At 63.0% G+C, this 23,072-nt stretch carries 19 protein-coding genes; 16 read left to right on the plus strand and 3 right to left on the minus strand.

Annotated elements, in window-relative coordinates:
* Window positions 1–12: 12 nt before the first annotated feature.
* Genes WG899_RS15205 through WG899_RS15215 form a run of 3 tightly spaced genes read right to left on the minus strand, consistent with a single transcriptional unit; the run spans window position 13 to window position 3,171 of the window.
* Entirely contained in the window at window positions 13–2,046 is a 2,034-nt protein-coding gene (locus WG899_RS15205) for a S9 family peptidase (RefSeq protein ID WP_339596498.1), read from the minus strand.
* A 46-nt stretch (window positions 2,047–2,092) separates the two neighbouring features.
* Window positions 2,093–2,305: a hypothetical protein gene (locus tag WG899_RS15210; protein ID WP_339596499.1), complete on the minus strand. Its 213-nt coding sequence runs from the start codon at window positions 2,303–2,305 to the stop codon at window positions 2,093–2,095.
* 11 nt (window positions 2,306–2,316) lie between these two features.
* A complete protein-coding gene (locus WG899_RS15215; protein ID WP_339596500.1) occupies window positions 2,317–3,171 on the minus strand; it encodes an AAA family ATPase in 855 nt (284 codons plus the stop codon).
* 88 nt (window positions 3,172–3,259) lie between these two features.
* Between WG899_RS15215 and WG899_RS15220 the strand changes: the two genes are divergently transcribed.
* The 16 genes from WG899_RS15220 to WG899_RS15295 all read left to right on the plus strand — a co-directional run bounded on the left by WG899_RS15220 (window position 3,260) and on the right by WG899_RS15295 (window position 23,041).
* Entirely contained in the window at window positions 3,260–3,919 is a 660-nt protein-coding gene (locus tag WG899_RS15220) for a c-type cytochrome (RefSeq protein ID WP_339596501.1), read from the plus strand.
* 145 nt (window positions 3,920–4,064) lie between these two features.
* A complete protein-coding gene (locus WG899_RS15225) occupies window positions 4,065–5,345 on the plus strand; it encodes a cyclic di-GMP phosphodiesterase (protein WP_339596502.1) in 1,281 nt (426 codons plus the stop codon).
* A gap of 137 nt (window positions 5,346–5,482) precedes the next feature.
* Window positions 5,483–6,718 carry a cyclic di-GMP phosphodiesterase gene (locus tag WG899_RS15230; RefSeq protein WP_339596503.1) on the plus strand — a complete coding sequence of 412 codons (1,236 nt, stop codon included), beginning with the start codon at window positions 5,483–5,485 and terminating at the stop codon, window positions 6,716–6,718.
* 111 nt (window positions 6,719–6,829) lie between these two features.
* On the plus strand, window positions 6,830–8,425 hold the full coding sequence (locus tag WG899_RS15235; RefSeq protein WP_444718859.1) for an ABC transporter substrate-binding protein: 1,596 nt from the start codon (window positions 6,830–6,832) through the stop codon (window positions 8,423–8,425).
* A gap of 110 nt (window positions 8,426–8,535) precedes the next feature.
* A complete protein-coding gene (locus WG899_RS15240; protein WP_339596504.1) occupies window positions 8,536–10,497 on the plus strand; it encodes a hypothetical protein in 1,962 nt (653 codons plus the stop codon).
* 155 nt (window positions 10,498–10,652) lie between these two features.
* Window positions 10,653–11,459: a lectin gene (locus WG899_RS15245; RefSeq protein WP_444718860.1), complete on the plus strand. Its 807-nt coding sequence runs from the start codon at window positions 10,653–10,655 to the stop codon at window positions 11,457–11,459.
* Window positions 11,460–11,477: 18 nt separating this feature from the next.
* On the plus strand, window positions 11,478–12,095 hold the full coding sequence (locus tag WG899_RS15250) for an EF-hand domain-containing protein (RefSeq protein WP_339596506.1): 618 nt from the start codon (window positions 11,478–11,480) through the stop codon (window positions 12,093–12,095).
* Between the two features lie 82 nt (window positions 12,096–12,177).
* Complete coding sequence (locus WG899_RS15255) at window positions 12,178–12,891, plus strand: class I SAM-dependent methyltransferase (RefSeq protein ID WP_339596507.1); 714 nt, start codon at window positions 12,178–12,180, stop codon at window positions 12,889–12,891.
* 118 nt (window positions 12,892–13,009) lie between these two features.
* The gene (locus WG899_RS15260) at window positions 13,010–13,474 is read left to right on the plus strand and encodes a GNAT family N-acetyltransferase (protein WP_339596508.1); all 465 of its coding nucleotides are present in this window, start codon (window positions 13,010–13,012) and stop codon (window positions 13,472–13,474) included.
* Between the two features lie 124 nt (window positions 13,475–13,598).
* Complete coding sequence (gene gcvPA, locus WG899_RS15265; protein WP_339596509.1) at window positions 13,599–14,993, plus strand: aminomethyl-transferring glycine dehydrogenase subunit GcvPA; 1,395 nt, start codon at window positions 13,599–13,601, stop codon at window positions 14,991–14,993.
* A 38-nt stretch (window positions 14,994–15,031) separates the two neighbouring features.
* Window positions 15,032–16,624, plus strand: a complete 1,593-nt coding sequence (gene gcvPB / locus WG899_RS15270; protein WP_339596510.1) for an aminomethyl-transferring glycine dehydrogenase subunit GcvPB — start codon at window positions 15,032–15,034, stop codon at window positions 16,622–16,624.
* A 1-nt stretch (window position 16,625) separates the two neighbouring features.
* On the plus strand, window positions 16,626–17,741 hold the full coding sequence (locus WG899_RS15275; protein ID WP_339596511.1) for an ATP-NAD kinase family protein: 1,116 nt from the start codon (window positions 16,626–16,628) through the stop codon (window positions 17,739–17,741).
* A 41-nt stretch (window positions 17,742–17,782) separates the two neighbouring features.
* Window positions 17,783–18,580: an SDR family NAD(P)-dependent oxidoreductase gene (locus WG899_RS15280; RefSeq protein ID WP_339596512.1), complete on the plus strand. Its 798-nt coding sequence runs from the start codon at window positions 17,783–17,785 to the stop codon at window positions 18,578–18,580.
* Between the two features lie 473 nt (window positions 18,581–19,053).
* Entirely contained in the window at window positions 19,054–21,096 is a 2,043-nt protein-coding gene (locus WG899_RS15285; protein ID WP_339596513.1) for an aldo/keto reductase, read from the plus strand.
* On the plus strand, window positions 21,093–22,262 hold the full coding sequence (locus tag WG899_RS15290; protein WP_339596514.1) for a Gfo/Idh/MocA family protein: 1,170 nt from the start codon (window positions 21,093–21,095) through the stop codon (window positions 22,260–22,262). Before WG899_RS15285 ends, WG899_RS15290 begins: the two co-directional genes overlap by 4 nt.
* Window positions 22,259–23,041: a sugar phosphate isomerase/epimerase family protein gene (locus WG899_RS15295; RefSeq protein WP_339596515.1), complete on the plus strand. Its 783-nt coding sequence runs from the start codon at window positions 22,259–22,261 to the stop codon at window positions 23,039–23,041. The genes WG899_RS15290 and WG899_RS15295 overlap by 4 nt, the downstream gene beginning before the upstream one ends.
* Window positions 23,042–23,072: the final 31 nt, after the last annotated feature.

Raw genomic sequence — 23,072 nt, forward strand, 5'->3', positions numbered from 1 at the left:
CCCGGCCGCTCTTTAACTTTTTTTGGCCTTGCTCGGTTTTGCGGGCTCGTATTTCTTCAGCCAGGCCATGAATTCGGCATACCAAAGCCGGCTGTTCTGTGGCTTCAGGATCCAGTGGTTTTCATCCGGGAACCAGAGCAGGCGAGCGTCGACATCCCTGGCCTTGAGGGTGTTGTAGTAGGCCAGACCTTGGGCGTCCGGCACGCGGTAGTCCATGGCACCGTGGATCACCAGGGTTGGGGTCTGCATGTGCTGGGCGAAGGAGTGCGGGCTTTGCGCGGCGATCTTGGCGGGGTCGTTCCAGTAATAGGCGCCCAGTTCCTTGACATGCCAGCTGTAGCAGTCGTCAGCGAACATGGCTTGCCAGTCGAAACAGCCGGCGTGGCAGACATAGGCCTGGTAGCGGCCCGGCTTGATGTGACCATTCATCCAGGCCACCATGAAGCCGCCATAGCTACCGCCGGTGGCGAAGATGCGGCTCTTGTCGGCCCAGGGCTGTTTCAGCAGCCAGTCGGTGCCGGCCTCGATGTCTTGCAACTCCAGCTCACCCCAGCGGTGCGTGATGGAGTCGAGAAAGGCGTAGCCGAAGCTTGATGAGCCGTGGTAATTGACGCTCGCCACCACATAGCCCTCGGCGGCAAATAACTGGGTATTCCAGCGCCAATGCCAAGCGTCGCCCGCGCAGGTGTGCGGGCCGCCGTGAATCAGGTGCATCACCGGGTACTTCTTCTTGGGGTTGAAACCGGGCGGGTAGCTCAACCACATCTGGACACGTTCGCCTTGCGCGCCGCTGTAGAACACTTCTTCGGTAGCGGGCAGGGTGTGGCTGTTCAATAGGTCCTGATTGAAAGACTCGATGCGGTGCGGGGCTTTGTCCTCGTCCAGCACCGACAGGCGCGAGGGGAAATGGGCGCTGTCGTGGTTGACGACGATGACGCCGGATGCGGCCGCAAAGCTGGCCGCATGGCCGCCCTTGAATTCGATGCGGGCCTGCGCCTCGGGCAGATCGAAACGCCACAGGTGGCGGCGACCTTCTTGCTCGGCGCAAAACAGCAGCGACAAATCATCCTCTGCCCAGACCAGCGGCGCGGCCACTTCATGGTCCCAGTCGGCCGACACGACGGCCCATTGGCCGCGTGTGTCGAGCACCGCCAGCTGCGCAGGCATGGTGTGTTTGAGGCCTTGATGACTGGCCAAAAAGGCCAGATGCTGGCCGGCATGGCTGTAGCGCGGCGCCTGAAAATCCCAGGCCGGGTCCTGCAAGAGGGTGCGGAATTCGCCGCTCTTGATCTCCAACTCGGCCAGCGCAAAACAATGGCCGACCTTTTTCTCGGGCGCTGGGTCGAAGGCGAAAACAATGCGGCGGCCATCGGGCGAGATGTCAAACACATTCGCGTCGGGGTCGGAGCGGCCGAGCTCGAAGTTGCTGCCCTCGAAGAGGTCGCGGACCTTGCCCGTGCGGGTGTCGACCAGCAGCAGGTGGGCCACGCGGCCCATCGGGATGTGATGGTCCCAGTAGCGGTAGAAGGTCTCGCTGGTGACGTAGCCGGTCTCTTTGCGGGCCTTGAAGTCCTTCAAGGCTTGCGCTTGCGCTTTCTGGCCTTTCAATTTCGGCCAGACCCAGGAGATGGCGGCGATATGGCGGCCATCCGGCAGCCATTTGAAGGCTTCGACACCGGTAGCGATCTCGCAAACGCGGCGCGCCTCGCCGCCGTCGGGGGCGATCACATAGAGCTGAGCCTCTTCGTCCTTGCTGCCTTCTTGCTCGCGCTTGGCAACGAAGGCGATCTGCTCGCCGCTGGGGCTCCATTGCGGCGCGCCGTCCTTGTCGCCGGCGCTGGTCAGACGGCGCGGTTCGCCGCCCAGCGTGGACAAGAGATAGAGGCTGGACTGGCTCTTGTTGCTCTCCATCGAATATTGGGTGACCCCGGCCACCGCCTGCGCGCCGTCGGGCGAGAGGCTGGGCGCACCGACGCGCGCCATCTGCCAGAGCGCTTCGACATCAAAGAGTTTCTCGTGCTTCTTCTTCGGCTTGCTTGGCGTCATGGGCAGTCTCGGCTCGGTGGAAGGGGTGTCGATGGGTTTGGGTGGCTCAGGCCAGCAGGCGGCGGAACAGCCAGCGACCGGCGCCGCAGCCGGCCACGATCAGCACCAGGCCGATCAGTTGTGGCGCGGCCCAGCCGGGCGTGTTGATGCAGTCGTAGCCTAAGGCTGCGCCGAGTTGCCAGCCGCCCAGGGCGCCCAGCACAAAACCGGCTGCGTCGGCCAGCCCTTCGCGGGCGGCTTTTTTGATGTCGGTGCTCATGGTGCGAGGCTTCAGCGGTTGTGGCGCTGCATCTGCACCAGCTTCTCAAACAGGGTCAGGTCTTGCTCATTCTTCAGCAAGGCGCCCACCAGCGGTGGAATCGAGACCTTGTCATCGCGGCCTTGCAGCGATTCGGTGGGGATGTCTTCGGCCACCAAGAGCTTCAGCCAGTCGAGCAATTCCGAGGTCGAGGGCTTCTTCTTCAGGCCGGGCAGATTGCGCACCTCGAAGAAGGTCTTCAGCGCAGCGCTGAGCAATTCCTGCTTCAGCCCGGGGAAGTGCACATCGACGATGGCCTGCATCGTCTGCGCTTCCGGGAACTTGATGTAGTGGAAGAAACAACGGCGCAAAAACGCGTCAGGCAGTTCTTTTTCATTGTTCGAGGTGATGAAGACCAGCGGGCGATGGCGGGCCTTGATCAGCTGGCGGGTCTCGTAGACATAGAACTCCATGCGGTCGATCTCGCGCAGCAGATCGTTGGGGAATTCGATGTCGGCCTTGTCGATCTCGTCGATCAAGAGCACCACAGGGCGGTCGGCCTCGAAGGCTTGCCAGAGCACACCCTTGACGATGTAGTTCTCAATATTGCGGACCTTCTCAGATCCTTCGATGCCGGACAACTGGCTGTCGCGCAGGCGGCTCACCGCGTCATATTCATACAGGCCTTGCTGGGCCTTGGTGGTCGATTTGATATGCCATTGCAACAGCGGCATACCCAGCGCCTGCGCCACTTCCTCGGCCAACATGGTCTTGCCAGTACCGGGCTCGCCCTTGATCAGCAGCGGCCTTTGTAGCGTGGCTGCGGCGTTGACGGCCAGCATCAGGTCGGGTGTGGCGACGTATTGTTCCGAGCCTTCAAATTTCATGGTTTAGATCAAACTTCAAAAGGTGATGATTCAGTATAAGTGGCCCCCTATAATGCCCGTCGGTACAAGATCAAGACCCCCCGGGACCATGAAAAAACTGCTGCAGATCTCGCTCGCCTTGGCCACGCTGTTGGGCGCCGCCGCTACCGTTCAAGCCAAGGAGGCTGCTTCGGCCGCTCCTGCGGTGCAAACCAAGATTGCCATGTGCATTGGTTGCCATGGCATCCCGGGCTACCAGGCCAGCTTCCCAGAAGTGCACAAGGTGCCGATGATTGCTGGCCAAAACGCCAAGTACATCGCCTCGGCACTGACCGCCTATGCCAAGGGCGAGCGCAAGCACCCCACCATGCGTGGCATTGCGCTGAGCCTGACCGAGCAAGACATCACCGACATTTCTGCCTTCTACGAAACTCAAGCCGGCGTGCCGCCTGTGGCTGAGACCGTGCCGGCACCTTCGGCTCAAGTCGCCGAGTTGTTGACCAAGGGCGCTTGCGTGTCCTGCCACGGCGCCAACTTCAGCAAGCCGATCGACGGCGCTTACCCCAAGATCGCCGGCCAACATGCCGACTATCTGAATGTGGCTTTGAAGTCTTATCAAACCGAAGGCCAAGCGGTCGTCGGCCGCAGCAATGCCATCATGGCCGGGCAGGTCAAGCAATTCAGCGCTGCTGAATTGAAGGCGCTGGCCAAGTATCTGGCTTCGCTGCCGAGCGAGTTGCGCACGGTGCCGCAAAGCAAGCTCCGTTGATCGTGGTGGGGCAAGTCCCCGACACGCAACAAAGCAGATAAAACCGCCCCAGGGCGGTTTTTTTGTGCATTTCTGAGCCAAGGACCGGCTTCGCTCGGGTGATACTTGGGCGGTGCGTTGTTGATCAGACTATTTTTGGCGACCGATGCTCAAGAGAATTCCCACCGAACAGGTTGAGTTGGGCATGTACCTCCAGTCGATGGAGGGCTCGTGGCTGTCGCATCCATTCTGGAAGACCAAATTCGTCTTGCGAGAGCCGGCTGATTTGGCGGCGCTGAAGAAGAGCGGCGTGCCGGCCGTGTGGATCGACGTCAGCAAGGGCGGCGATGTGGCCTCTTCCGAAGCGCCGGTTATCGCACCCGAGAGGGCCGCTGAGCCCGAGGCTCAAGCGCCAGTCCCGGCCCCGGTGGTCCAGGCGGTGGAGCCCGAGCCCCCCAAGCCACCCGTGGCCGCGCCTCCGCTGCTTCGACCCAAGGCTCAAGAGCGTGTCAGTCTGAGCGCCGAGATGGAGCATGCCACCCAGTTGATGCATCGCTCGCGCGATCAGGTGATGGCCTTGTTTGGCGAAGCGCGCATGGGTAAATCGGTCAGCGCCGATCAATGCCTGCCGCTGGTGGAAGAGATCGCCAATTCGGTATCGCGCAATCCCTCGGCTCTGATCAGCTTGGCGCGACTCAAGACCAAGGACGATTACACCTATATGCACTCGGTGGCCGTTTGTGCCTTGATGGTGTCGCTGGGGCGGCAACTTGGCATGGACGAAGACCAGATGCGCGAGGCCGGCATGGCCGGCTTGTTGCACGACATCGGCAAGATGGCCATGCCGCTGGATATTTTGAATAAGGCGGGGCAGTTGACCGATGCCGAGTTCAATGTGATCCGCTCGCATCCGGTGCGGGGTTATCAAATTTTGAAGGACAGCGGCGGGGTGCCTGATGCGGCGCTGGATGTCTGCCTGCACCACCACGAAAAGGTCGACGGTACGGGCTACCCCAAGCGGCTGAAGGGCGACCAGATCAGCCTGTTGGCGCGTATGGGTGCCGTCTGTGATGTCTACGACGCCATCACCTCGACGCGGCCCTACAAAGCTGCATGGGACCCGGCCGGATCGATCCAGCGCATGGCCCAGTGGACCGGGCAATTTGACCCGGTGGTGTTCAAGGCCTTTGTAATGTGCGTGGGCATCTATCCGGTCGGCAGCTTGGTCAAGCTGGAGTCCGGCCGATTGGCGGTGGTGGTGGATCTGAATCAACACAATCTGGCCGCACCGGTGGTGCGGGTGTTCTATTCCACACGGTCCAAGCTGCCGATTTCGGTGCAGACGCTGGATTTGTCCGAGCCCAATGTCGGCGACCGGGTCATCTCGCGTGAGTCGCCGCAGGACTGGGGCTTCACCCATCTGGACGAGATTTGGCGAAAGGCCTGATTGCGTCAAGCTTATCGGTCAGACCTTTCGGTGGAATAGCCTGCGCAAGGGGCAGTTGATCGGCTGTTCGGCGCGATTAGGGTGAGACATACTGCTCGCCTCAAGCTCTGTTCGCGCGCACTTCCTTCCGACTTTTCATGCTCAAGAAGATAGCCACCCAACAAGTCCAGTTGGGCATGTTTATCCAGTCACTGGAAGGCTCGTGGCTGTCGCATCCCTTTTGGAAGACCAAGTTCTTGCTGCAGGATCAGGCCGATTTGGAGGCCTTGCTGACCAGCGGTGTGGCGATGGTTTGGATCGATTGCAGCAAGGGCGACGACGTGGCCCCGCAAGCGCCGGCACCCTTGCCGTTTGAATTGCCGGCGACCGCTACGCCAGCGCCGCCAGTGCCACCTGCCCCCGCAGCCGTGCCAGCACCGATGCCTCCGGCGCGCGTCAGCCTCGGGGCCGAGATTGAGCGTGCGGGCCAGGTGGTGAACCGTTCGCGTCAGGCGGTGTTGTCGTTGTTTGGTGAGGCGCGCATGGGCCGCGCGGTGGATACCGAGCAATGCCTGCCCATCGTCGAAGAGGTGGCCGATTCGGTGGCCCGCAATCCTTCGGCCCTGATCAGCTTGGCGCGCCTGAAGACCAAGGACAACTACACCTATATGCACTCGGTGGCGGTGTGCGCCTTGATGGTGTCTTTGGGGCGCCGGCTTGGGCTGGATGAGGCTCAAACCCGGGAGGCTGGCTTGGCCGGGCTCTTGCACGATATCGGCAAGATGGCCATGCCGCAGGACGTGCTGAACAAGCCGGGTCAATTGAGCGAGGCCGAGTTCAACGTCATTCGCACCCACCCGGAGCGTGGTTTCGAGATGCTCAAACAAGGCGCGGACGTGCCTGAGGCGGCGCTGGAGGTGTGCCTGCATCACCACGAGAAGATCGACGGCAGCGGCTACCCGCACAAGCTCCAGGGCGAGCAAATCAGCTTGCTGGCGCGCATGGGCGCGGTCTGTGATGTCTATGACGCTATCACCTCGACCCGGCCCTATAAGGCGGCCTGGGATCCGGCCGGGTCGATCCAACGCATGGCCGGCTGGCGTGGGCACTTTGATCCGGTGATCTTCAAGGCCTTTGTGACCAGCGTGGGGATCTACCCGGTTGGCAGCCTCGTCAAACTGGAGTCCGGGCGTTTGGCCGTGGTGACCGATATGAATGCCCACAATCTGGCCGCGCCGGTGGTGCGGGTGTTCTATTCGACCCGCTCCAAAATGCCTATCCCGGTGCAAACGCTCGACCTGTCGGCCAATGCCGCCAAAGACCGTGTGCTGGGCCGCGAGTCGCCACAGGATTGGGGCTTTCCTCATCTTGAGGACATCTGGCAGCAGGCTTGATGCTGCCGCGCCTCGGCGTGGGCAGGGTCCCTCGCTGAGGTTAACCCCAGGGCTTGCGGCCGAGCAGGGTGCCTAAACTGGGCGCAGAACTATTTCCTGGGAGTCCTGCAAATGATGAAGCGGCATGTCGGTTGGGCTCTGGTCGCTGCTGCGCTGCTTGGCGGCGCCGTAGTGGCGCAGGCGCAAACCCTGCGGTGGGCCAGCCAGGGCGATCCGCAGACGATGGATCCGCACTCGCAAAACGAGAGCATGACCAATATGGTCAACGGCCAGATCTACGAGCGCCTGACCCGCCGCGACCGGCAACTGAATATCGTGCCCGGCCTGGCCAGCGAATGGACCCAGGTGTCGCCGCTGCTGTGGCGCTTCAAGCTGCGCCCGGGCGTCAAGTTCCATGATGGCCAGCCCTTCACGGCCGACGATGTGTTGTTCTCAATCCAGCGGGCCGCCGCGCCGACCTCGCAGGTCGCGGTCTACGCCAATGCGGTGGGCACGCCGCGCAAGATCGATGAGCTGACGGTCGAGTTTCAGCTGAGCAGCCATAACCCCATTTTTCTGCAGCATCTGGACACGCTCTGGATGATGAGCAAGTCCTGGTCCGAGAAGCACCGGGTCACACGGCCCTTGGACTACAAAAACAAAGAAGAGAGCTTCACCAGCATGAATGCCAATGGCACCGGCCCCTATATGCTGGTGACGCGGCAGCCGGGGGTGAAGACCAGCTTCAAGCGCAATCCGGCGTGGTGGAACAAGTTTGAAGGCAATGTGCAGGAGGTGGTGTTCACCCCGATCGGCAATGACGCCACGCGCCTGGCCGCGCTGGTCTCCGGCGAAATCGACTTTGTGCTCGACCCGGCACCGCGCGACATTGCCCGCCTGCGCAATACCAGCGGGGTCAAGGTGATCGACGGGCCAGAGAATCGGATCATCTTCATCGGCATGGATCAGGCGCGTGACAAACTGCTTTACGCCCAAGTGCCCGCACCACATGCCGACAAAAACCCCTTCAAGGATTTGCGTGTGCGGCGCGCCTTGTACCAGGCGGTGGATGTGGAGGCCTTGCGCCTCAAGCTGATGAACGGTCTCAGCCTGCCGACCGGTAGCCCTACGCCATCGCCGATCGCCAGCTACAACGATGCCGCGCTGGAAGCGCGTTATCCCTTTGACATCGGCGCTGCCCGTAAGCTGATGCAGGAGGCGGGCTATGCCGATGGCTTTGAGGTCACGCTTGACTGCCCGAATAACCGCTACATCAATGATGAGGAAATCTGCCAGGCTCTGGCCGCCATGTGGGCGCAACTGAAGGTCAAGGTGCGGGTCTCGGCAATGCCGCGGGTGACCTTCTTCCCCAAGCTGGAAAAATTAGACACCAGCTTGTTTCTCTATGGCTGGGGCGGCGCGATCACCGATGCCGAGTCCATCATGACGCCGGTGTTCCGCAATCGCGGCGAGAAAGGCGTCGGCGCCTACAACTACGGTGGCGTGCGCAATGACAAGTTTGATGCGCTGGCGGCGCAGTCATCGGTGGAGCCCGACGCCAAGAAGCGTGAACAGCTGATCAAGGCGGCCTTGACCGAATACAAAGAGCAATTCCACATCTTGCCGTTGCACCGGCAGATGATTCCCTGGGCGGCGCGCAACAATGTCAGCGCCGTCAACCGGGCCGACAACTGGCTCGAGTATTCCTGGGTGAACTTGGGCAAATAGCCGTAAGGCTTGCTGTTTTTGGGGTTTGGGCCGAAGGCTAGGGCCCATAACATGGCGTGGCTTATTACCGTTTTCGAGCCGCCATGTACCTGCTTACGTCATCATCTTTCTTGCCTCGATCCATTCGCGCCGGCTGTATCGGGCTGATCGGCAGTCTGTTATTGAGCGGCTGCGGTGGCGGAGGGGGCGGCAGCGGTGGAGATTCATCCACTGGCGCCAGCGGCAGTGCGGTCGTGTTTACCAACTCCCCCACACTCACCGGCGTGGCGGCCGTGGCGGCTCCGCTGACGGGCGCCCAAGTCAAGGTGCTGGATGCCACTGGCACTGCCGTTGGCAGCGCCACCACCCATGCCAGCGATGGTTCCTATTCGCTGACCCTGAGCAGCAAGACCTTGACGGCTCCCTTGCTGGTGCAAGTGCGAGGTTTGGATGCGACCGGTGCGCCGCAGGTGCTGCACTCGGCCGTGCCGGTGATGAGCGCCGCCAGTGCGGCCATGGTGGCCAATGTCACGCCGCTCAGCGATGCCATCGTGGCTTTGTCGATGGGCGGCGACCCGCGGCCTGTGTTTGCCGCCGCCGATCAGAACAAAGCGCTCATCGTGCAGGTGGCCACGGCCGCCAGTGCGGCCGGAGAGTTTGTCAAAACTTTGATCAAGACCCAGCTCACCGATCTGAAGATCACCGACCCCAAGACACTGGACCTGCTCAGCGACCCCACTTTTGTTGCCAATAAGGGCGCGCAAGACCTTCTGTTGGAGTCGCTGCGGGTCGACTTGGCCAAGAGCAGCAAGGGCACCGCCCAGCTGCAGCTGTCGAACAAATTGATGGTGGGTAGCTCGGCCGAGGTCGTGGTGGAGTTGCCTCAGGCCCAGGCTGAACTGTTGAAGCCGGCCGATGGTGTGCCAGCCAACGCCATCAGTTCTGTGTTGAAAGCCAGCACCAGTCCCACGGCCACTCTGGCGAATATGGGCTCCTTGGATGAGTTCAGCGCGGCCTTGAATCAAATGATGGTGCAGGCCTTGAGTGCCACCACGATTGCAGCGCATCCTTTGCTGGCTAGCTATGTTCAGCACAACGGGCGCCAGAAGGCGGACCTTGCCGCATTGCTGGCGGCTTATGCGGCGCGGGGCCTGCAAATCGGCCGTGTGCAGGCGATGGGTTGTGCCGATGACAGCGTGACCGGAGGCCTGTGCTTGAAGGTCTTGATCTCCGCCTTGGTCAGCGACTCTGCCGGTACGGTGCAGGCTGTTTTTAGCGACGCACTCAGCTTCAACAAGACATCGACCACCGGCAGCAAATGGAATTTGATTGGGAATGGCAAGAAGCTGGAGTTGGGCATATATCCGATGGCTTTGCTGGCACTCGATAGCACCGGCGCCTTGAATAGCACGCAAACCCCCAACCCCAGCCTGGGCCTGCAGTTCGAGATACAGGCGCAAAAGCCAGGCGTTGGCGACGCGCTGCCGACCAAACTGATGGACAGCGCCACGGTGCAAACTCCGGGAGGTTTCAGCTTGGGTTTTGCTTACTGTCGCCGCGCCTTGCTGTGTTTTGCCAAGACGCCGGGCGCAGTTCTTCAAGACCCGACGGGCGACATTGCTGACACCGCCGTGCAAATCGCCAATGTGGCTTGGATTGGCCCCGCCGATCGTATGCGCGGGGGCAAGTATCAGGTCAGCTACAGCATTGCGGGTGCGAGTGAAACGCGGCCGGTATTTCTGCGCGCCGATCTATTGCCTGAAGTGGCGCAGGCACGCTTTCCCGTGTTGGATGGTGTCAGCGCTGGCAAGCCCTTGAGCTTTGCGGACTTGAAGTTGGATCTCACCTTGAACTGGAGTGCCTGGGCGGCGGCGAACCCCGATCTGCGTTTGATCAACGTCCGCACCGTGGTGAACGGCGGCGTGGTGCCCTGGATAGTCGACAGCGCCCCCCCCGTGGCGAACAAAACCAGCATGGTGCTGACGGCCTTGCCGTTGCCTGGGAATTTCACCCCCCAGCGCGCCGAGATTTGGCTGACGGCGCAAGACACCGCCGGTCGGCGCTTCTACACCCGATACAGCCTCGCGCTCTGAGTCTGTCCTGGCGGCAGGGGCCGTTCGGCTGCTCAAGCCCATACGCGAGTACCGCGGTGGGCAGGGTTTGCGGCATTGAAAAGCTGCTAATCTATGCCCGCCTAACGTTCAATCAAGGGTGAGCAGTGAAAGACCTCTTCAAACGAAGCAATTGGGTGTGTGGCTTGACGGCTGCAGCAGTCACCCTGGGGGCGGCGCCGGTGCGCGCCGCAGAACAGAGCCTGGAATTGCGTTCGCGCGGTGGTTACGAGTCCACGCGCCTGCCTAAAGGCACGACCGAAGTCGAGCTTGAGCAACAGTTGTCCGGTACCTGCCGCTTCAACCGCAGCTGGGGTTATGACCTCAGCAATATGGAGCTGTGGGTCAACGGCGGCTGTGCCGCTCGCTTCAAGGTCAGCACGCCCGGTGAAACGCCGGAGGCCTCGAGCGGCTCCAACACCGGCGCCGCAGTGGCCGCTGTGGCCGCTATTGCCGGCCTGGCGCTGATCGCCAGCCATGCCAACAAGGACCGCGACCAGTCGGACAACAACTATTACCCCGACAACAATTACCCGCAGCGACCATACCCGAATCGCCCGAATGGCAATGGCTGGGGGAACCAGATCCGCGGCATGAACAATCTTTGCCTGGATATCGAAGGCGGCTTGCGCCAAGGCAATGGCTTGATCGTCTACCGCTGCGCGGGGGGCGACAACCAACGCTTCTCCTTCACCCGTAACGGCGAAATACGGGTCGGCAATATGTGTCTGGACATTGATGGCGGCAATCAAAACGATGGCGCACGGGTGTTGGCTTGGCAGTGCAGTGGTGGGCCGAATCAGCGCTGGGTTCGCAATGGCAATCAGATTCGCAGCCAGATGAATGGCAAATGCCTGGATATCCGCGATGGCAATGCCCGCCCGGGTCAGCAGGTGCTGATGTGGCGCTGCAGCGGCGGCCCGAATCAACGTTGGTGGTGGTAAGGCGAGGAAACATCAGAGATGACTACCCACTTCAAATCGACCCGCGCCGCGTTTGCCGTGGCGGTGTTTCTTGCTTGCAATGCTGCAGTTCCGCTGGCCTTGGCTGAAACTAGCGACAAGCCTGTGGCTCAGCGGGCTTCGCCTGCTCAGAAAAAGGCCGCAGACAAGGATGCGAGCAAAGCCATGAATAAGGTCCTGGGCGCCTCATCCCCCAGCGCAGCGCGGCAAGCCTTTGCCGCTGCGGATCAGAACAACGATGGCGTTGTCAGCCTGGACGAGTTCCACAAGGACATTGTCAAGTCCTGGCATGTGCTGGATCTGGACCATAACGGCGAAATCACGCTGGCCGAGTTGCAAGCCATCCCCGATCGCGCGAGCGTGCAAGCCATGCTGCGCTTGCTCAAGCGCAGTGACAGTGATGGCGACATGAAGCTCAGCTTCAAAGAGTTGGTCGCTGCCCGCATGGCCTTTTTCGATGAGGCCGATGCCGATCATGATGACCGTTTGACCCTGGCCGAGGCGCTGGCGTTCGAGGCCAAGCATCATCCTCAACCCAGCAAGACTGATAAGCCCAACAAGGCTGCCAAGTCGGACAAGTCGGACAAAGCCGGGACTGCGTCTCCCGCGGGCAAATAGACCGCCCCTGGCTTGGCGCCCGACCGTAAAGCCTGGCTTTTCGGTGGGCGTTTGTTTGACGGCGGTGAGCAGGTGGCCTCAGATGCAGCAATCACAGTTCGAGTTGGCGAGCGCTGAGGAGTTGTCTCAACTGGATGCCCAGTTTGCCAATCGGCAGAGTGATTGGTGGAATGGCTTTTATGCCGATCGGGCCAAGCCGGTGCCCTTCTTCGGCCTGGCGCCTGACGAGTGCCTGGCGCAGTGGCTTCAAGAGCGCCGCTTCGCTCCGCCGGGCCGGGCCTTGGATTTGGGCTGCGGCAACGGGCGCAATGCAATTCACCTGACTGAAGCTGGCTTCAGCGTTGACGCGGTGGATTACTCTGCCGCAGCGATCGAGTGGGCGGAGCGCAATCGAGCCGAGGCTCAGGTCGAGTTTGGGCTGCACTGTCGTAACGTCTTTGAGCTGAGCTTCGCGCCCTCGACCTTCGATGTGGTCTACGACTCCGGCTGCTTTCACCACCTCGCGCCGCATCGGCGGCTCGGCTATGTCAAGCAAGTGGCAAGCTGGCTCAAGCCGGGTGGCTGTTTTGGCATGGTGTGTTTCCGGCCCGAGGGCGGCAGTGGCCTGAGCGACGAGCAGGTCTATGCCCGCGGCACGCTGGGTGGCGGCCTGGGTTATTCGGAGGCGCAGTTGCGCGCGATATGGGCCCCTGAATTTAAGCTGCTTGAGTTGCGCCAGATGCAGCCTCACGATCAGGCCGAAAGTGGCTTGTTTGGCGCCTCATTTTTGTGGGCGATGTTGGCGCAGCGGGTTTGAAAAGGCGGGCGAGAAGAGGCGCCGGCTCGCGCGGCCTTGTGTTTGCGCGCGTGCTGCACCGCTCCCCTTTCTGACTGACCTTTTTTTCACCGATTCCACGACCGAGATCGCTCACATCATGTCCACGCCGCTTCAAATTCGAGATGCAGTCGAGGCCGATTTGCCCGCCTTGCTGCAATTGTTTCAAACCAGCGGATTGGATACGGCGGGCCATGGCGATCTGGTTGCCGTGCGGGAAGCGTGGTGGCAACTCAGCCATTGGCCCGGCGCACGGGTCCGCGTGGCTGAAAGCGGCGGGCGCATCATCGGCTCGCTGACCCTCTTCATCCTGCCTATGCTCTCGCACCAGGCCACGCCTTGCGCCGTGGTGGAAAGCGTCGGTGTGGATGCCGCCTTGCAGGGCCAGGGCGCCGGCCGCGCCTTGATGGAAGACGCCATGCGTCTGGCCGCTCAAGCCGGCTGCTACAAGCTGGCGCTGTCGTCCAATTTGCGACGCAGCGATGCCCATGCCTTCTACCAACACCTGGGCTTCGATCAGCATGGCCTGAGTTTCAAGGTGGCGCTGCCCGAAGCGGCCAGCTAAGTCGGGATATGGATTAGCTCAGCTAATCCATGCGCATCGATTTCTCGTTTGTCAGCCGCGCGCATGCGGCGTGAAATGCAGGCCTTGCCTAGCCCGTCACAGACCCGAGAAACGAAGCGCCGCGATGAAAGCCAAGCCACAGATCGTCTACCCCTACATCCCCAATTCGGTGCCGGCCGTCAAGGCCGCCATGTTGGCCGCCACCGGCGCCGCCTCGGTGGAAGAGTTCTATGCCGATGTGCCGGCCGACTTGCGTCTGGACCGGCCAATGAACTTGCCCGAGCCCATCCTGTCCGAGGCGCGGCTGAAGCGCCATGTGCAAGGCATCTTGGCGCAGAACCAGCATTGCGGCGAGGCGCTGAGCTTTTTGGGCGGTGGTTGCTACCAGCACCATGTGCCCTCGATCTGCGATGAGATCAATGGCCGCAGCGAATTCCTGACGGCTTATGCCGGCGAGCCCTATGACGACCACGGGCGCTTTCAGGCCCTGTGGGAATACTGCTCGATGATGGGCGAGCTGCTCAATCTGGAAGTGGTCAGCGTGCCCACTTATGACGGCATGCAGGCGGCGGCCACCGCCTGCTGCATGGCCGCGCGATACACCGGTCGGCCTCGGGTGCTGCTGGCCGGCAACACCAGTGCCGACAAGCGATCACACATTCAGACCTATGGCCGCAGCGAGATCGAGTTCATCGAGGTCGGCTTCGACCCGGTGAGCGGCCTGCTGGACCGCGCCGATCTGCGTGCCAAGTTGAGCGATCAGGTGGCGGCCCTGTATCTGGATGTGCCCAATTACTTCGGCGGCATTGAAGAGGGCGGGGCCATCGCGGCCTTGGTCAAGTCGGTGGGTGCAATGCTGGTGGTCGGCGTGGACCCGCTGTCGCTGGGTGTGCTGACCCCGCCGGCCGACTATGGTGCCGACATCGTCTGCGGCGACATTCAGCCCCTGGGCATGCATATGAGCTTTGGCGGCGGCCACGGCGGCTTTATTGCCAGCCGCGACGAGGAGGCCTTGGTGCTGCAATACCCTTCGCGCCTTTTTGGTCTGGCGCCGACTTCGGTGCCGGGGCAATACGGCTTTGGCGATGTGGCCTACCACCGCACCTCTTTTGACAAGCGCGAGCAGGGCAATGAGTTTGTCGGCACCGCCGCCGCGCTGTGGGGCATCACGGCCGGTGTCTTCCTGGCCTGCCAAGGGCCGCAAGGCATGCAGGAGTTGGGCGAGGGCATCATGAAGCGGGTGGCTTATGCGCGCCAGCAGTTGGCTGCTGTGCCGGGCCTGCGCTTGATGCATGCGAAGACGGTGCACTTCAAAGAGTTTGTGCTCGACTTTTCGCTCAGCGGCAAGACAGTGGCCGAGATCAATGTGGCGCTGCGCGAGCGCGGCATCTTCGGTGGCCACGATCTGTCGGGTGCGTTCCCGGCTCTGGGCCAAGCGGCGCTCTATGCCTTCACCGAAGTCCATGCCCAAGCGGACATTGACACCTTGGTGGCCGCCCTGCGCGAGGTCTTGTCCTAATGAATGCCCACAGCCCTAACTCTTCAAAGCCCCGCACGATGGAAAACATCTCTGCCCACCGCTTCACAAAAGGTCAGCCCAATCTGCGCCGCTACCAGCAGGCGCGCTGGGATGAGCCGGTGATTTTTGAGCTCAGCCAGCCCGGCGAGCGTGCCTTGCTGACGCCCGAAGTCGAACCGGCGATTGGGGCCGCCGCTCACGATGTCTTGTTCACCCTGCCGCCCGGCATGCGCCGCGGCAAGCCGCCGGCCTTGCCCGAGCTGAGCCAGAACCGCGTGCTGCGCCACTATCTGCGCCTTTCGCAAGAGAACCTGGGCGCGGACTTCAATGTGGACGTCGGCCAAGGCACTTGCACCATGAAGTACAACCCCAAGGTCAACGAGCATCTGGCCCGCGATGCGCGCATGAGCGAACTGCACCCGCTGCAAGACGAGAGCACGGTGCAAGGAATTTTGCGGGTGATGCATGAGATGGAGGGCGTGCTCAAGGAAGTCTCGGGCATGGATGCGGTGAGCCTGCAGCCGCGCTCGGGTTCGCAGGCGATCTACGCCAATATCGCGATGATCCGCGCCTGGTTTGAGTCGCGCGGCGAGGCCGGTGAGCGTGACGAAATCATTACCACCATCTTCAGCCACCCTTCGGACGCGGCTTGCGCCAAGGTGCTGGGCTACAAGGTCATCACCCTGTATCCCGATGCCCAGGGCTACCCCGATCTGGCGGCGATGCAAGCCGCCGTGGGCCCGCGAACGGCGGCCCTCATCATCACCAATCCCGAAGACACCGGCATCTTCAACGCCAAGATCCGCGAGTTCGTCGCCGCAGCGCATTCGGTGGGTGCGCTGGCCTGCTATGACCAGGCCAATGCCAATGGGCTCTTGGGCATCACCCGGGCGCGCGAGGCGGGTTTTGATCTGTGCCACTTCAATCTGCACAAGACCTTCTCGACCCCGCATGCCTGCGGCGGCCCAGCGGTTGGGGCTTGTGCGGTGACGCAGGCGTTGGCGCCGTTCTTGCCTCGGCCGCGAGTGGTCAAGGAGGCCGATGGCCGCTACCGCATCGACCAAGGCGATGCTCAGTCCATCGGCAAGGTGGCAGCCTTTATGGGCACGGCCGGCATCGTGCTGCGCGCCTATGCCTGGGTGATGAATCTGGGCGCGGCGGGTCTGCGTGAGGTGGCGGAAGTTGCGGTGCTCAACAACAACTACATGATGAGCCAGCTGCTGAAAATTCGCGGCCTGTCGGCGCCCTATGCGCCGGGCAAGCGTCGCATCGAGCAGGTGCGCTACAGCTGGGCCGAGCTTTGCGCCGAGACCGGCGTGCACTCCGGCGATATCGGCTTGCGAGCTGCCGACTACGGCGTGCACTACTGGACCAGCCACCATCCCTATGTGGTGCCCGAGCCGGCCACCGTCGAGCCGACCGAGTCCTACTCGCGCGCCGATCTGGATGAGTTCGCGCAGATCATGAGCCGGGTAGCCGATGAAGCGCGCTGCGATCCAGAGCTGGTTCGCAGCGCGCCGCATAACTGTCCGACCCGCCGGGTGGACGAGTCGTATTTGGAAGACCCCAAGCGCTGGGCCATCACCTGGCGCGCCTGGCAGCGCAAGTTGGCCGAGCACGGAGCGGACTGAGATGCCAGGGCTGCGCGTCGGCTTGATCATCAACCCCATGGCGGGCGCCGGCGGCGTGCTGGCCCGGCATGGCAGCGATGGTCTGGCCTTGGCCTCGACTTGGTCGGCCGAGCGGGCCTTGGTGGCGCTGGGCTGCTTGCGGGAAGGCCAGACCTTGCAATGGGTCTGCGGGCCGGGGGCCATGGGTGAGGAGGTCTTGCGTTCGAAAGGGCTGCAGCCCCAGGTGCTGGAGCTGGCGACTGCGGGCCCCAGCCGGGCACAAGACACCCAGGACTTGGCGGGGCAGATGGCCGCCTTGGGACTGGATCTGCTGCTTTTCGCCGGCGGCGACGGCACGGCGCGGGATGTCCTGGCGGGTTTGGGTGATTCATCCAGTCTGCCGGCGCTGGGCATTCCGGCCGGGGTGAAGATGCAGTCCGCCTGTTTCGGCGTCAGCCCGGCGGCGGGAGGGCGCTTGGCCGCATCTTTCTTGGCCTCTGCCGCACGGCCCATGGAGCTGCGCGAGGTGATGGATCTGGACGAAGAAGCGCTGCGCGGGGGCCAGGTCTTGCCTCGCTTGTTTGGCTATCTGGCCTCGCCGGTGGACCCGCGCTGGCTGCAAGGGCGCAAGACCCGCAGCCAGCCCGGTGATGCGCAAGCCGCCGCAGCTTTGGCGCAAAGCCTGCGCTCGGAGCTGGCTTTTGGCGTGCACCTGATCGGGCCGGGTTCAACCACCTGGGCCTTGAAGCAGGCACTGCAGCTGGATGGCAGCTTGATCGGTTTGGATGTGGTGGTGGACGGGCAGCTCTGGCTACGCGATGCCAGCGAGGCGCAGTTGCTGGAGTTGCTGCAAGCCATGCCGGGGCGGGCGCGCTTGTGGCTGACGGCTATTGGCGGCCAGGGTCATGTGATCGGTCGCGGTAATGCGCCGCTGAGCGCACGCGTCTTGCGGGCCTTGGGGCCGCAGGCCTTGACGGTCTTGATGACCCCCGCCAAGCTGCAAAGCCTGACGGCCAGTTTCGGCGGTATCTTGCGGGTGGACAGCGCTTGTGCCGAGGTGGACGCCTTGTTCAGCGGCCCGGTGCAGGTCTTGACCGGCCCGCGCGACCGGGCGGTGATGCGATTGGTGGCAGAGTAGCCGCTGGCTGCGGCCATGGACAAAAACAAATGGAGACGAGGATGACGCAATCGAATGTGAGCAAGCCCGCAGGTGAGTTGCGCGGCAAGGTGGCGCTGATCACCGGCGCCGGCTCGGGTATCGGCCGCGCCACGGCCTTGCTGTTCGCCCAAGAGGGGGCTCAGGTGGTGGTCTGTGATCTGAATGCAGACAGTGCGGCCGGGACCGTTCGCGAGATCGAGGCCGCCGGCGGCGTGGCCCTGGCCTTGCAAGCCAATGTGGCGGTGGCCGCCGATTGCCAGCGCAGTGTGGCCCAGACCTTGGCGCGCTTTGGTCGCCTGGACGTTCTGTTCAATAACGCCGGCATCACGCGGCGTGCCAATGTGGTGGACACCAGTGAGGCCGATTGGGACGCGGTGATGGCCGTCAACGTCAAGTCGATTTTCCTGATGAGCAAGTACGCCGTGCCGGTGATGGCCGAGCAGGGCGGCGGCAGCATCATCAATTCGGGCTCTGGCTGGGGCCTGGTGGGCGGCAAAGACGCGGTGTCTTATTGCGCCTCCAAGGGTGCGGTGGTGAACATGACGCGCGCCATGGCGGTGGACCATGGGCCGCAGCGCATCCGCGTCAACAGCGTTTGCCCGGGCGATACCGACACCGCCATGCTGCGCAATGAAGCGCATCAACTGGGGCTGGCCGAGTTGGCCTTGGTGGAGGCTGGCAATGCGCGCCCGCTGATGCGCGTGGGGCAGGCGCAAGAGATTGCCCAGGTGGTGCTTTTCTTGGCCAGCGATCGCTCGTCTTTTGTCACCGGCTCGGCCTATGTGGTGGACGGTGGTGGGTTGGCGGGTTCGGCGTGAGAACGCTCGTTTCACCTGTTATGGATGGCGCCTTGCATGGGGCGCGGTTTATTTGCTCGATGCGCAAGCGCTCTGCCGCCATGAGGGGCTTGGGTGTTCTGCGCGGCGAAGTAAAGAAGGAGACCGGTGCGCAGCGCCGGTCGGGTGACATGAGCGGCGCAGAGCACCCAAGCCCCTCACGAGCCCGAGTTTCTCTTGGCGATTCCAGTAGTTCGGTCCGCTGGACCCTGGATCACGGGGGCACGGTCTCGCTCCTGTCCCCCGCCGCTCGCTTTGCTCGCGGCTCCTCCTTTACCTCGCTCAACCGCACCCCCGTGACCCAGGGCGATTGCTCGTTCTTGGTCGTTTTGCAAGAGGTGTTCGGGCTCAGGGGCCATGCCTCCAGTCACAGCGGGTTTCTCCCCCTGTTCTGAATTGCATGCCGAAAATATATTTACTTTGTTCGTAAATCATAACGTTTCAATTTACACATCATGCTCAACTGGGGAATCATCGGCGCCGGGAACATCTCGGGCGCTTTCGCGGCGGGTCTGAAGCAGACCGACAGTGGCGCTTTGGTGGCGGTGGCCAGCCGGGATGCGGTCAAGGCGCAGGCCTTTGCCGAGCAACACGGTACGCCAGCTTGCCCGCCCAAAGCCCATGCCTCCTACCAAGCCTTGCTGGCCGATCCGGCGGTGCAGGCGGTCTATATCGGCCTGCCGCACACCGAGCATTTGCATTGGACGGTGCAGGCCTTGCGCGCCGGCAAACATGTGCTGTGCGAGAAGCCGCTGGGCCTCAATCATGCCGAAGCCATGATTGCTTACGACGAGGCCGAGCGCGCCGGGCGCGTGCTGATGGAAGCCTTCATGTACCGCTGCCTGCCGCAAACGGCCAAGCTGCTGGAGCTGCTGCGTGCCGGCACGATTGGCGAGCTTCGGCACATCCAGGCGTCTTTTTGCTACAGCTCCACGCCTCGAGCCGGCTCTCGCACCTGGGAGGCTTCGCTGGCTGGCGGCGGCATTCTGGATGTGGGTTGCTACCCCGTGTCGATGGCGCGGCTGATCGCTGGTGTGGCGCGGAACTTGCCCTTTGCCGAGCCGACCGAGTTGCAGGCCATGGGTCAGCTGTACCAAAGCGCCAGCGGCCCAGTTGATGAATGGGCGACAGCGACCTTGCGCTTCCCCGGCAATATCGTGGCGCAACTCAGCACCGCCGTGCGCTTCGAGCAAGAAGAGTCGCTGCGCATCGGTGGCAGCAAGGGCGCCTTGGTCGTGCCCAAGCCCTGGTACGGCGCGGGCGCCGAGGCGGGCGAGAGCCGTATCGAACTTTATGTAGATGAAGCCTTGGCCCAGACCTGGACGATCAGCACCGACCGTGGGCTCTATGCCTACGAGGCCGATGTCTTTGCCCAAGCAGTGCAGGCCGGCGCGGTGCCGCACCCCGCCATGAGCCCAGCCGATTCGCTGGGTAATCTGGCGGTGATGGATCGCTGGCGGCAGGCGATTGGCCTGAGCTACCCCAAAGAAGCCGAGGCCGCCATGCAAGGGCGCCTGAGCTTGGCCGGCTTGCCGATTGCGCGCCGCGCCGATGCGCTGATGACTTATGGCCATGTGCCAGGCCTGGAGGGCAAGCAGGTGTCGCGCCTGATCATGGGCGTGGACAACCAAGAGACCTTGCCGCATGCCGCAGCCCTGTTTGATGATTACATCGAGCGCGGCGGCAACACTTTTGACACCGCCTGGGTCTATGACTTTGAAGGCGGCCACAGCGAGGCCATCCTCGGCCAGTGGTTGAAGGCCCGCGGCATCCGCGACGAAATCGTGCTGATCGCCAAGGGTGCACACACCCCCAACTGCACGCCTGAGGGCATGCGCCGTGAACTGGCCGAGAGCCTGGAGCGCCTGCAAACCGACCATGCCGACCTCTACATCCTGCACCGCGACAACCCCGAGGTGCCGGTGGCCGAGTTTGTCGAGGTGCTGAACGAGCAACGCAGCCTCGGCCGCTTCCAGGCCTTTGGCGGCTCTAACTGGTCACTTGAGCGGGTGATGGCGGCGAACGCTTATGCGGCTTCCAAGGGCTTGCAAGGCTTCTCCTTGCTGAACAACCAGCTCAGTTTGGCGCGCATGCAAGCGCCCATCTGGCGCGGCTGTGTGTCGGCGGGAGACCCGGCTTCGCGCCAGCTGCTGGCTGAGCAGGGTCTGGCTTTGTTTGCCTGGTCTTCGCAAGCGCGCGGCTTCTTCACCGACCGGGCTGGCCCGGATCTGCGCGAGGACGAAGAGCTGGTGCGCTGCTGGTACAGCGCCGCCAACTTTGAGCGCCGCGCACGTGCCCAGAAGCTGGCGGCCGAGAAGGGCGTGCAGGCCATCAATATCGCCCTGGCCTGGGTGCTGGGACAACGCTTCCCCGCCTTCAGCCTGATCGGGCCACGTTCGATTGCCGAAACCGCCAGCTCCATGCGCGGATTGACCGTGCATTTGACGGCCGAAGAAATGGCCTGGCTGGACCTGGCCGAGCAAGGATCGCCGGCATGAAGATGAACGATCTCCATCTCAAGCCCGAGGGCAAGGCCATGCAGGCAGCAGCAACACCGGTGGCCATCATCGGCGCCGGCGACATCTTCCCGGCCTATGTGGCGGGTCTGGCGCAGTTTGGCAATTTGCGACTGGTCGGCGTGGCCGATGCGCGCCCCGAGTCGGCCGCCGCGCAGTCTCAAGCCCTGGGTGTGCCCGCCTTCAGCGTGGATGAGTTGTTAGCGGGCGAGGCTCAAATCGTCATCAACCTGACCCCGCCGCAAGCGCACCGCGCGGTCGGCGAGGCGGTGCTCAAGGCCGGCAAGCATCTCTATACCGAGAAGCCGCTGGCTGGCAGCTTCGCCGATGGCGCGGCCTTGATGGAGTTGGCCAGCGCGCAAGGCTTGCGCATCGGCTGTGCGCCCGACACCTTTTTGGGCGGCGCCGGCCAGCTGGCGCGCACCCTGGTGGATGGTGGACAGCTCGGCCGCATCGTGGCCGGTCAGGCCACCATGATGGAGCGCGGCCCGGATGACTGGCATCCCAACCCCGCTTTCTTCTACCGTCCAGGCGCCGGCCCCTTGATGGACATGGGCGTCTATTACCTGACCCAGCTGGTGCAGATGCTGGGCCCCATCACCCGCGTCAATGGCATGGCTCACACCAGCTGGCCGATCCGGCAGATTCCGCGTGGCCCGCGCCAGGGCGAGAGCATTCAGGTGGAGACGCCCACCCATCTGGTGGCCGGCCTAGAGTTTGAGCAGGGCGCCTTCATCACGCTGAGCACCAGCTTTGATGTCTGGAAGCACAAGAGCAGCCATATCGAGCTGTACGGCGAGCGCGGCAGCCTGGTGCTGCCCGATCCGAATCAGTTCGGCGGGGCGCTGGAGAGCTGCGAGGCCGATGGCGACTGGCAGTCGCAGACGCCGCAAGTCTTCACCGGCCGGCATCGCGGCCTGGGCGTGGCCGATATGGCCGAGGCCTTGCGCAGCGGCCGCCAGCACCGGGCCAATGGCGAGATGGCCTTGCATGTGCTGGAGGCCATGGATGCGGTGCTGCGCGCCGCCGAGAAAAAGGCGCCGGTCTCGCTGCGCACCCGTTGCGCAAGACCTGACCCCGTCAACCCCGGCTTTGCGGAAAGCCTGCATTTCCAGACCAAGCCTGCGGGCCAGGAGCAAAGCGCATGACGAACCCTATGACTGTGAATGCGCCGCGCATTGCGCTGCAGCTCTACACGGTGCGCAGCGCCGGCGACTTGGCCGCTCGCCTGCAAGTGGCTAGCCAAGCCGGCTTTGCCTGGGTTGAGAGCGAAGCCTTGCACGGTTTGAGTTCAGAGACCTTTGTTGCCACGCTGCGCGACTCCGGCCTGAGCCTGGCTTCCATGCATGTGGAGATGAGCGATCTGGCCGAGCGCATGGACGAGGTGCTCGCGGTCTTGAAGAGCAGCGGCTGCAGCCAGCTGGTGATGCCCTGGTTGGACGAGGCCGAGCGGCCGACGACCCGCGAGGGCTGGCTGGCGCTGGCCGCGACGCTGCAAAGCCATGCGCTGAGCTTGCAGTCGCAAGGCATCACGCTGGCCTATCACAACCATGCCTTCGAGTTTGAGCGGCTGGCTGAAGACGGCCGCACGGTGCTTGAAACGGTGTTGGAGGCCGCACCGGCTCTGCGTTGGCAGCCCGATGTGGCCTGGGTGGCGCGGGCCGGTGAGTTGCCTCTGCCTTGGCTGCAGCGCTATGCCGAGCGACTCCAGTCGGTGCATGTGAAAGACCTGGCCAAGCCGGGCGCTGAAATAGCTGAGTTGGAGCAGGGCTGGGCCACGCTGGGCGAGGGGCGCTTGGACTGGCCGGCCTGGCTGCCCTGGCTGCGTCAGGTGCTCAGCACCTTCATCGTCGAGCATGACCAGCCCAGCCAGCCGGCCCGCACGGCGGCGGCAGGGCAGGCTTATCTGCGTACCTTGTTGAACTGATCCGGATTGAGTTGAGCAAACAGGAGCCCCC

The sequence above is a fragment of the Paucibacter hankyongi genome, assembly GCF_037482915.1.
GTDB lineage: Bacteria > Pseudomonadota > Gammaproteobacteria > Burkholderiales > Burkholderiaceae_C > Paucibacter_A > Paucibacter_A hankyongi.

Bases quoted from the DNA above. Each gene is read 5' to 3' on its own strand.
- WG899_RS15220 (WP_339596501.1), top strand. From the start codon at position 3,260: ATGAAAAAACTGCTGCAGATCTCGCTCGCCTTGGCCACGCTGTTGGGC.
- WG899_RS15235 (WP_444718859.1), top strand. From the start codon at position 6,830: ATGATGAAGCGGCATGTCGGTTGGGCTCTGGTCGCTGCTGCGCTGCTT.
- gcvPB (WP_339596510.1), top strand. From the start codon at position 15,032: ATGGAAAACATCTCTGCCCACCGCTTCACAAAAGGTCAGCCCAATCTG.
- WG899_RS15255 (WP_339596507.1), top strand. From the start codon at position 12,178: ATGCAGCAATCACAGTTCGAGTTGGCGAGCGCTGAGGAGTTGTCTCAA.
- WG899_RS15295 (WP_339596515.1), top strand. From the start codon at position 22,259: ATGACGAACCCTATGACTGTGAATGCGCCGCGCATTGCGCTGCAGCTC.
- WG899_RS15260 (WP_339596508.1), top strand. From the start codon at position 13,010: ATGTCCACGCCGCTTCAAATTCGAGATGCAGTCGAGGCCGATTTGCCC.
- WG899_RS15280 (WP_339596512.1), top strand. From the start codon at position 17,783: ATGACGCAATCGAATGTGAGCAAGCCCGCAGGTGAGTTGCGCGGCAAG.
- WG899_RS15290 (WP_339596514.1), top strand. From the start codon at position 21,093: ATGAAGATGAACGATCTCCATCTCAAGCCCGAGGGCAAGGCCATGCAG.
- WG899_RS15215 (WP_339596500.1), bottom strand. From the start codon at position 3,171: ATGAAATTTGAAGGCTCGGAACAATACGTCGCCACACCCGACCTGATG.
- WG899_RS15250 (WP_339596506.1), top strand. From the start codon at position 11,478: ATGACTACCCACTTCAAATCGACCCGCGCCGCGTTTGCCGTGGCGGTG.
- WG899_RS15230 (WP_339596503.1), top strand. From the start codon at position 5,483: ATGCTCAAGAAGATAGCCACCCAACAAGTCCAGTTGGGCATGTTTATC.
- WG899_RS15210 (WP_339596499.1), bottom strand. From the start codon at position 2,305: ATGAGCACCGACATCAAAAAAGCCGCCCGCGAAGGGCTGGCCGACGCA.
- WG899_RS15285 (WP_339596513.1), top strand. From the start codon at position 19,054: ATGCTCAACTGGGGAATCATCGGCGCCGGGAACATCTCGGGCGCTTTC.
- WG899_RS15205 (WP_339596498.1), bottom strand. From the start codon at position 2,046: ATGACGCCAAGCAAGCCGAAGAAGAAGCACGAGAAACTCTTTGATGTC.
- WG899_RS15225 (WP_339596502.1), top strand. From the start codon at position 4,065: ATGCTCAAGAGAATTCCCACCGAACAGGTTGAGTTGGGCATGTACCTC.
- WG899_RS15275 (WP_339596511.1), top strand. From the start codon at position 16,626: ATGCCAGGGCTGCGCGTCGGCTTGATCATCAACCCCATGGCGGGCGCC.
- gcvPA (WP_339596509.1), top strand. From the start codon at position 13,599: ATGAAAGCCAAGCCACAGATCGTCTACCCCTACATCCCCAATTCGGTG.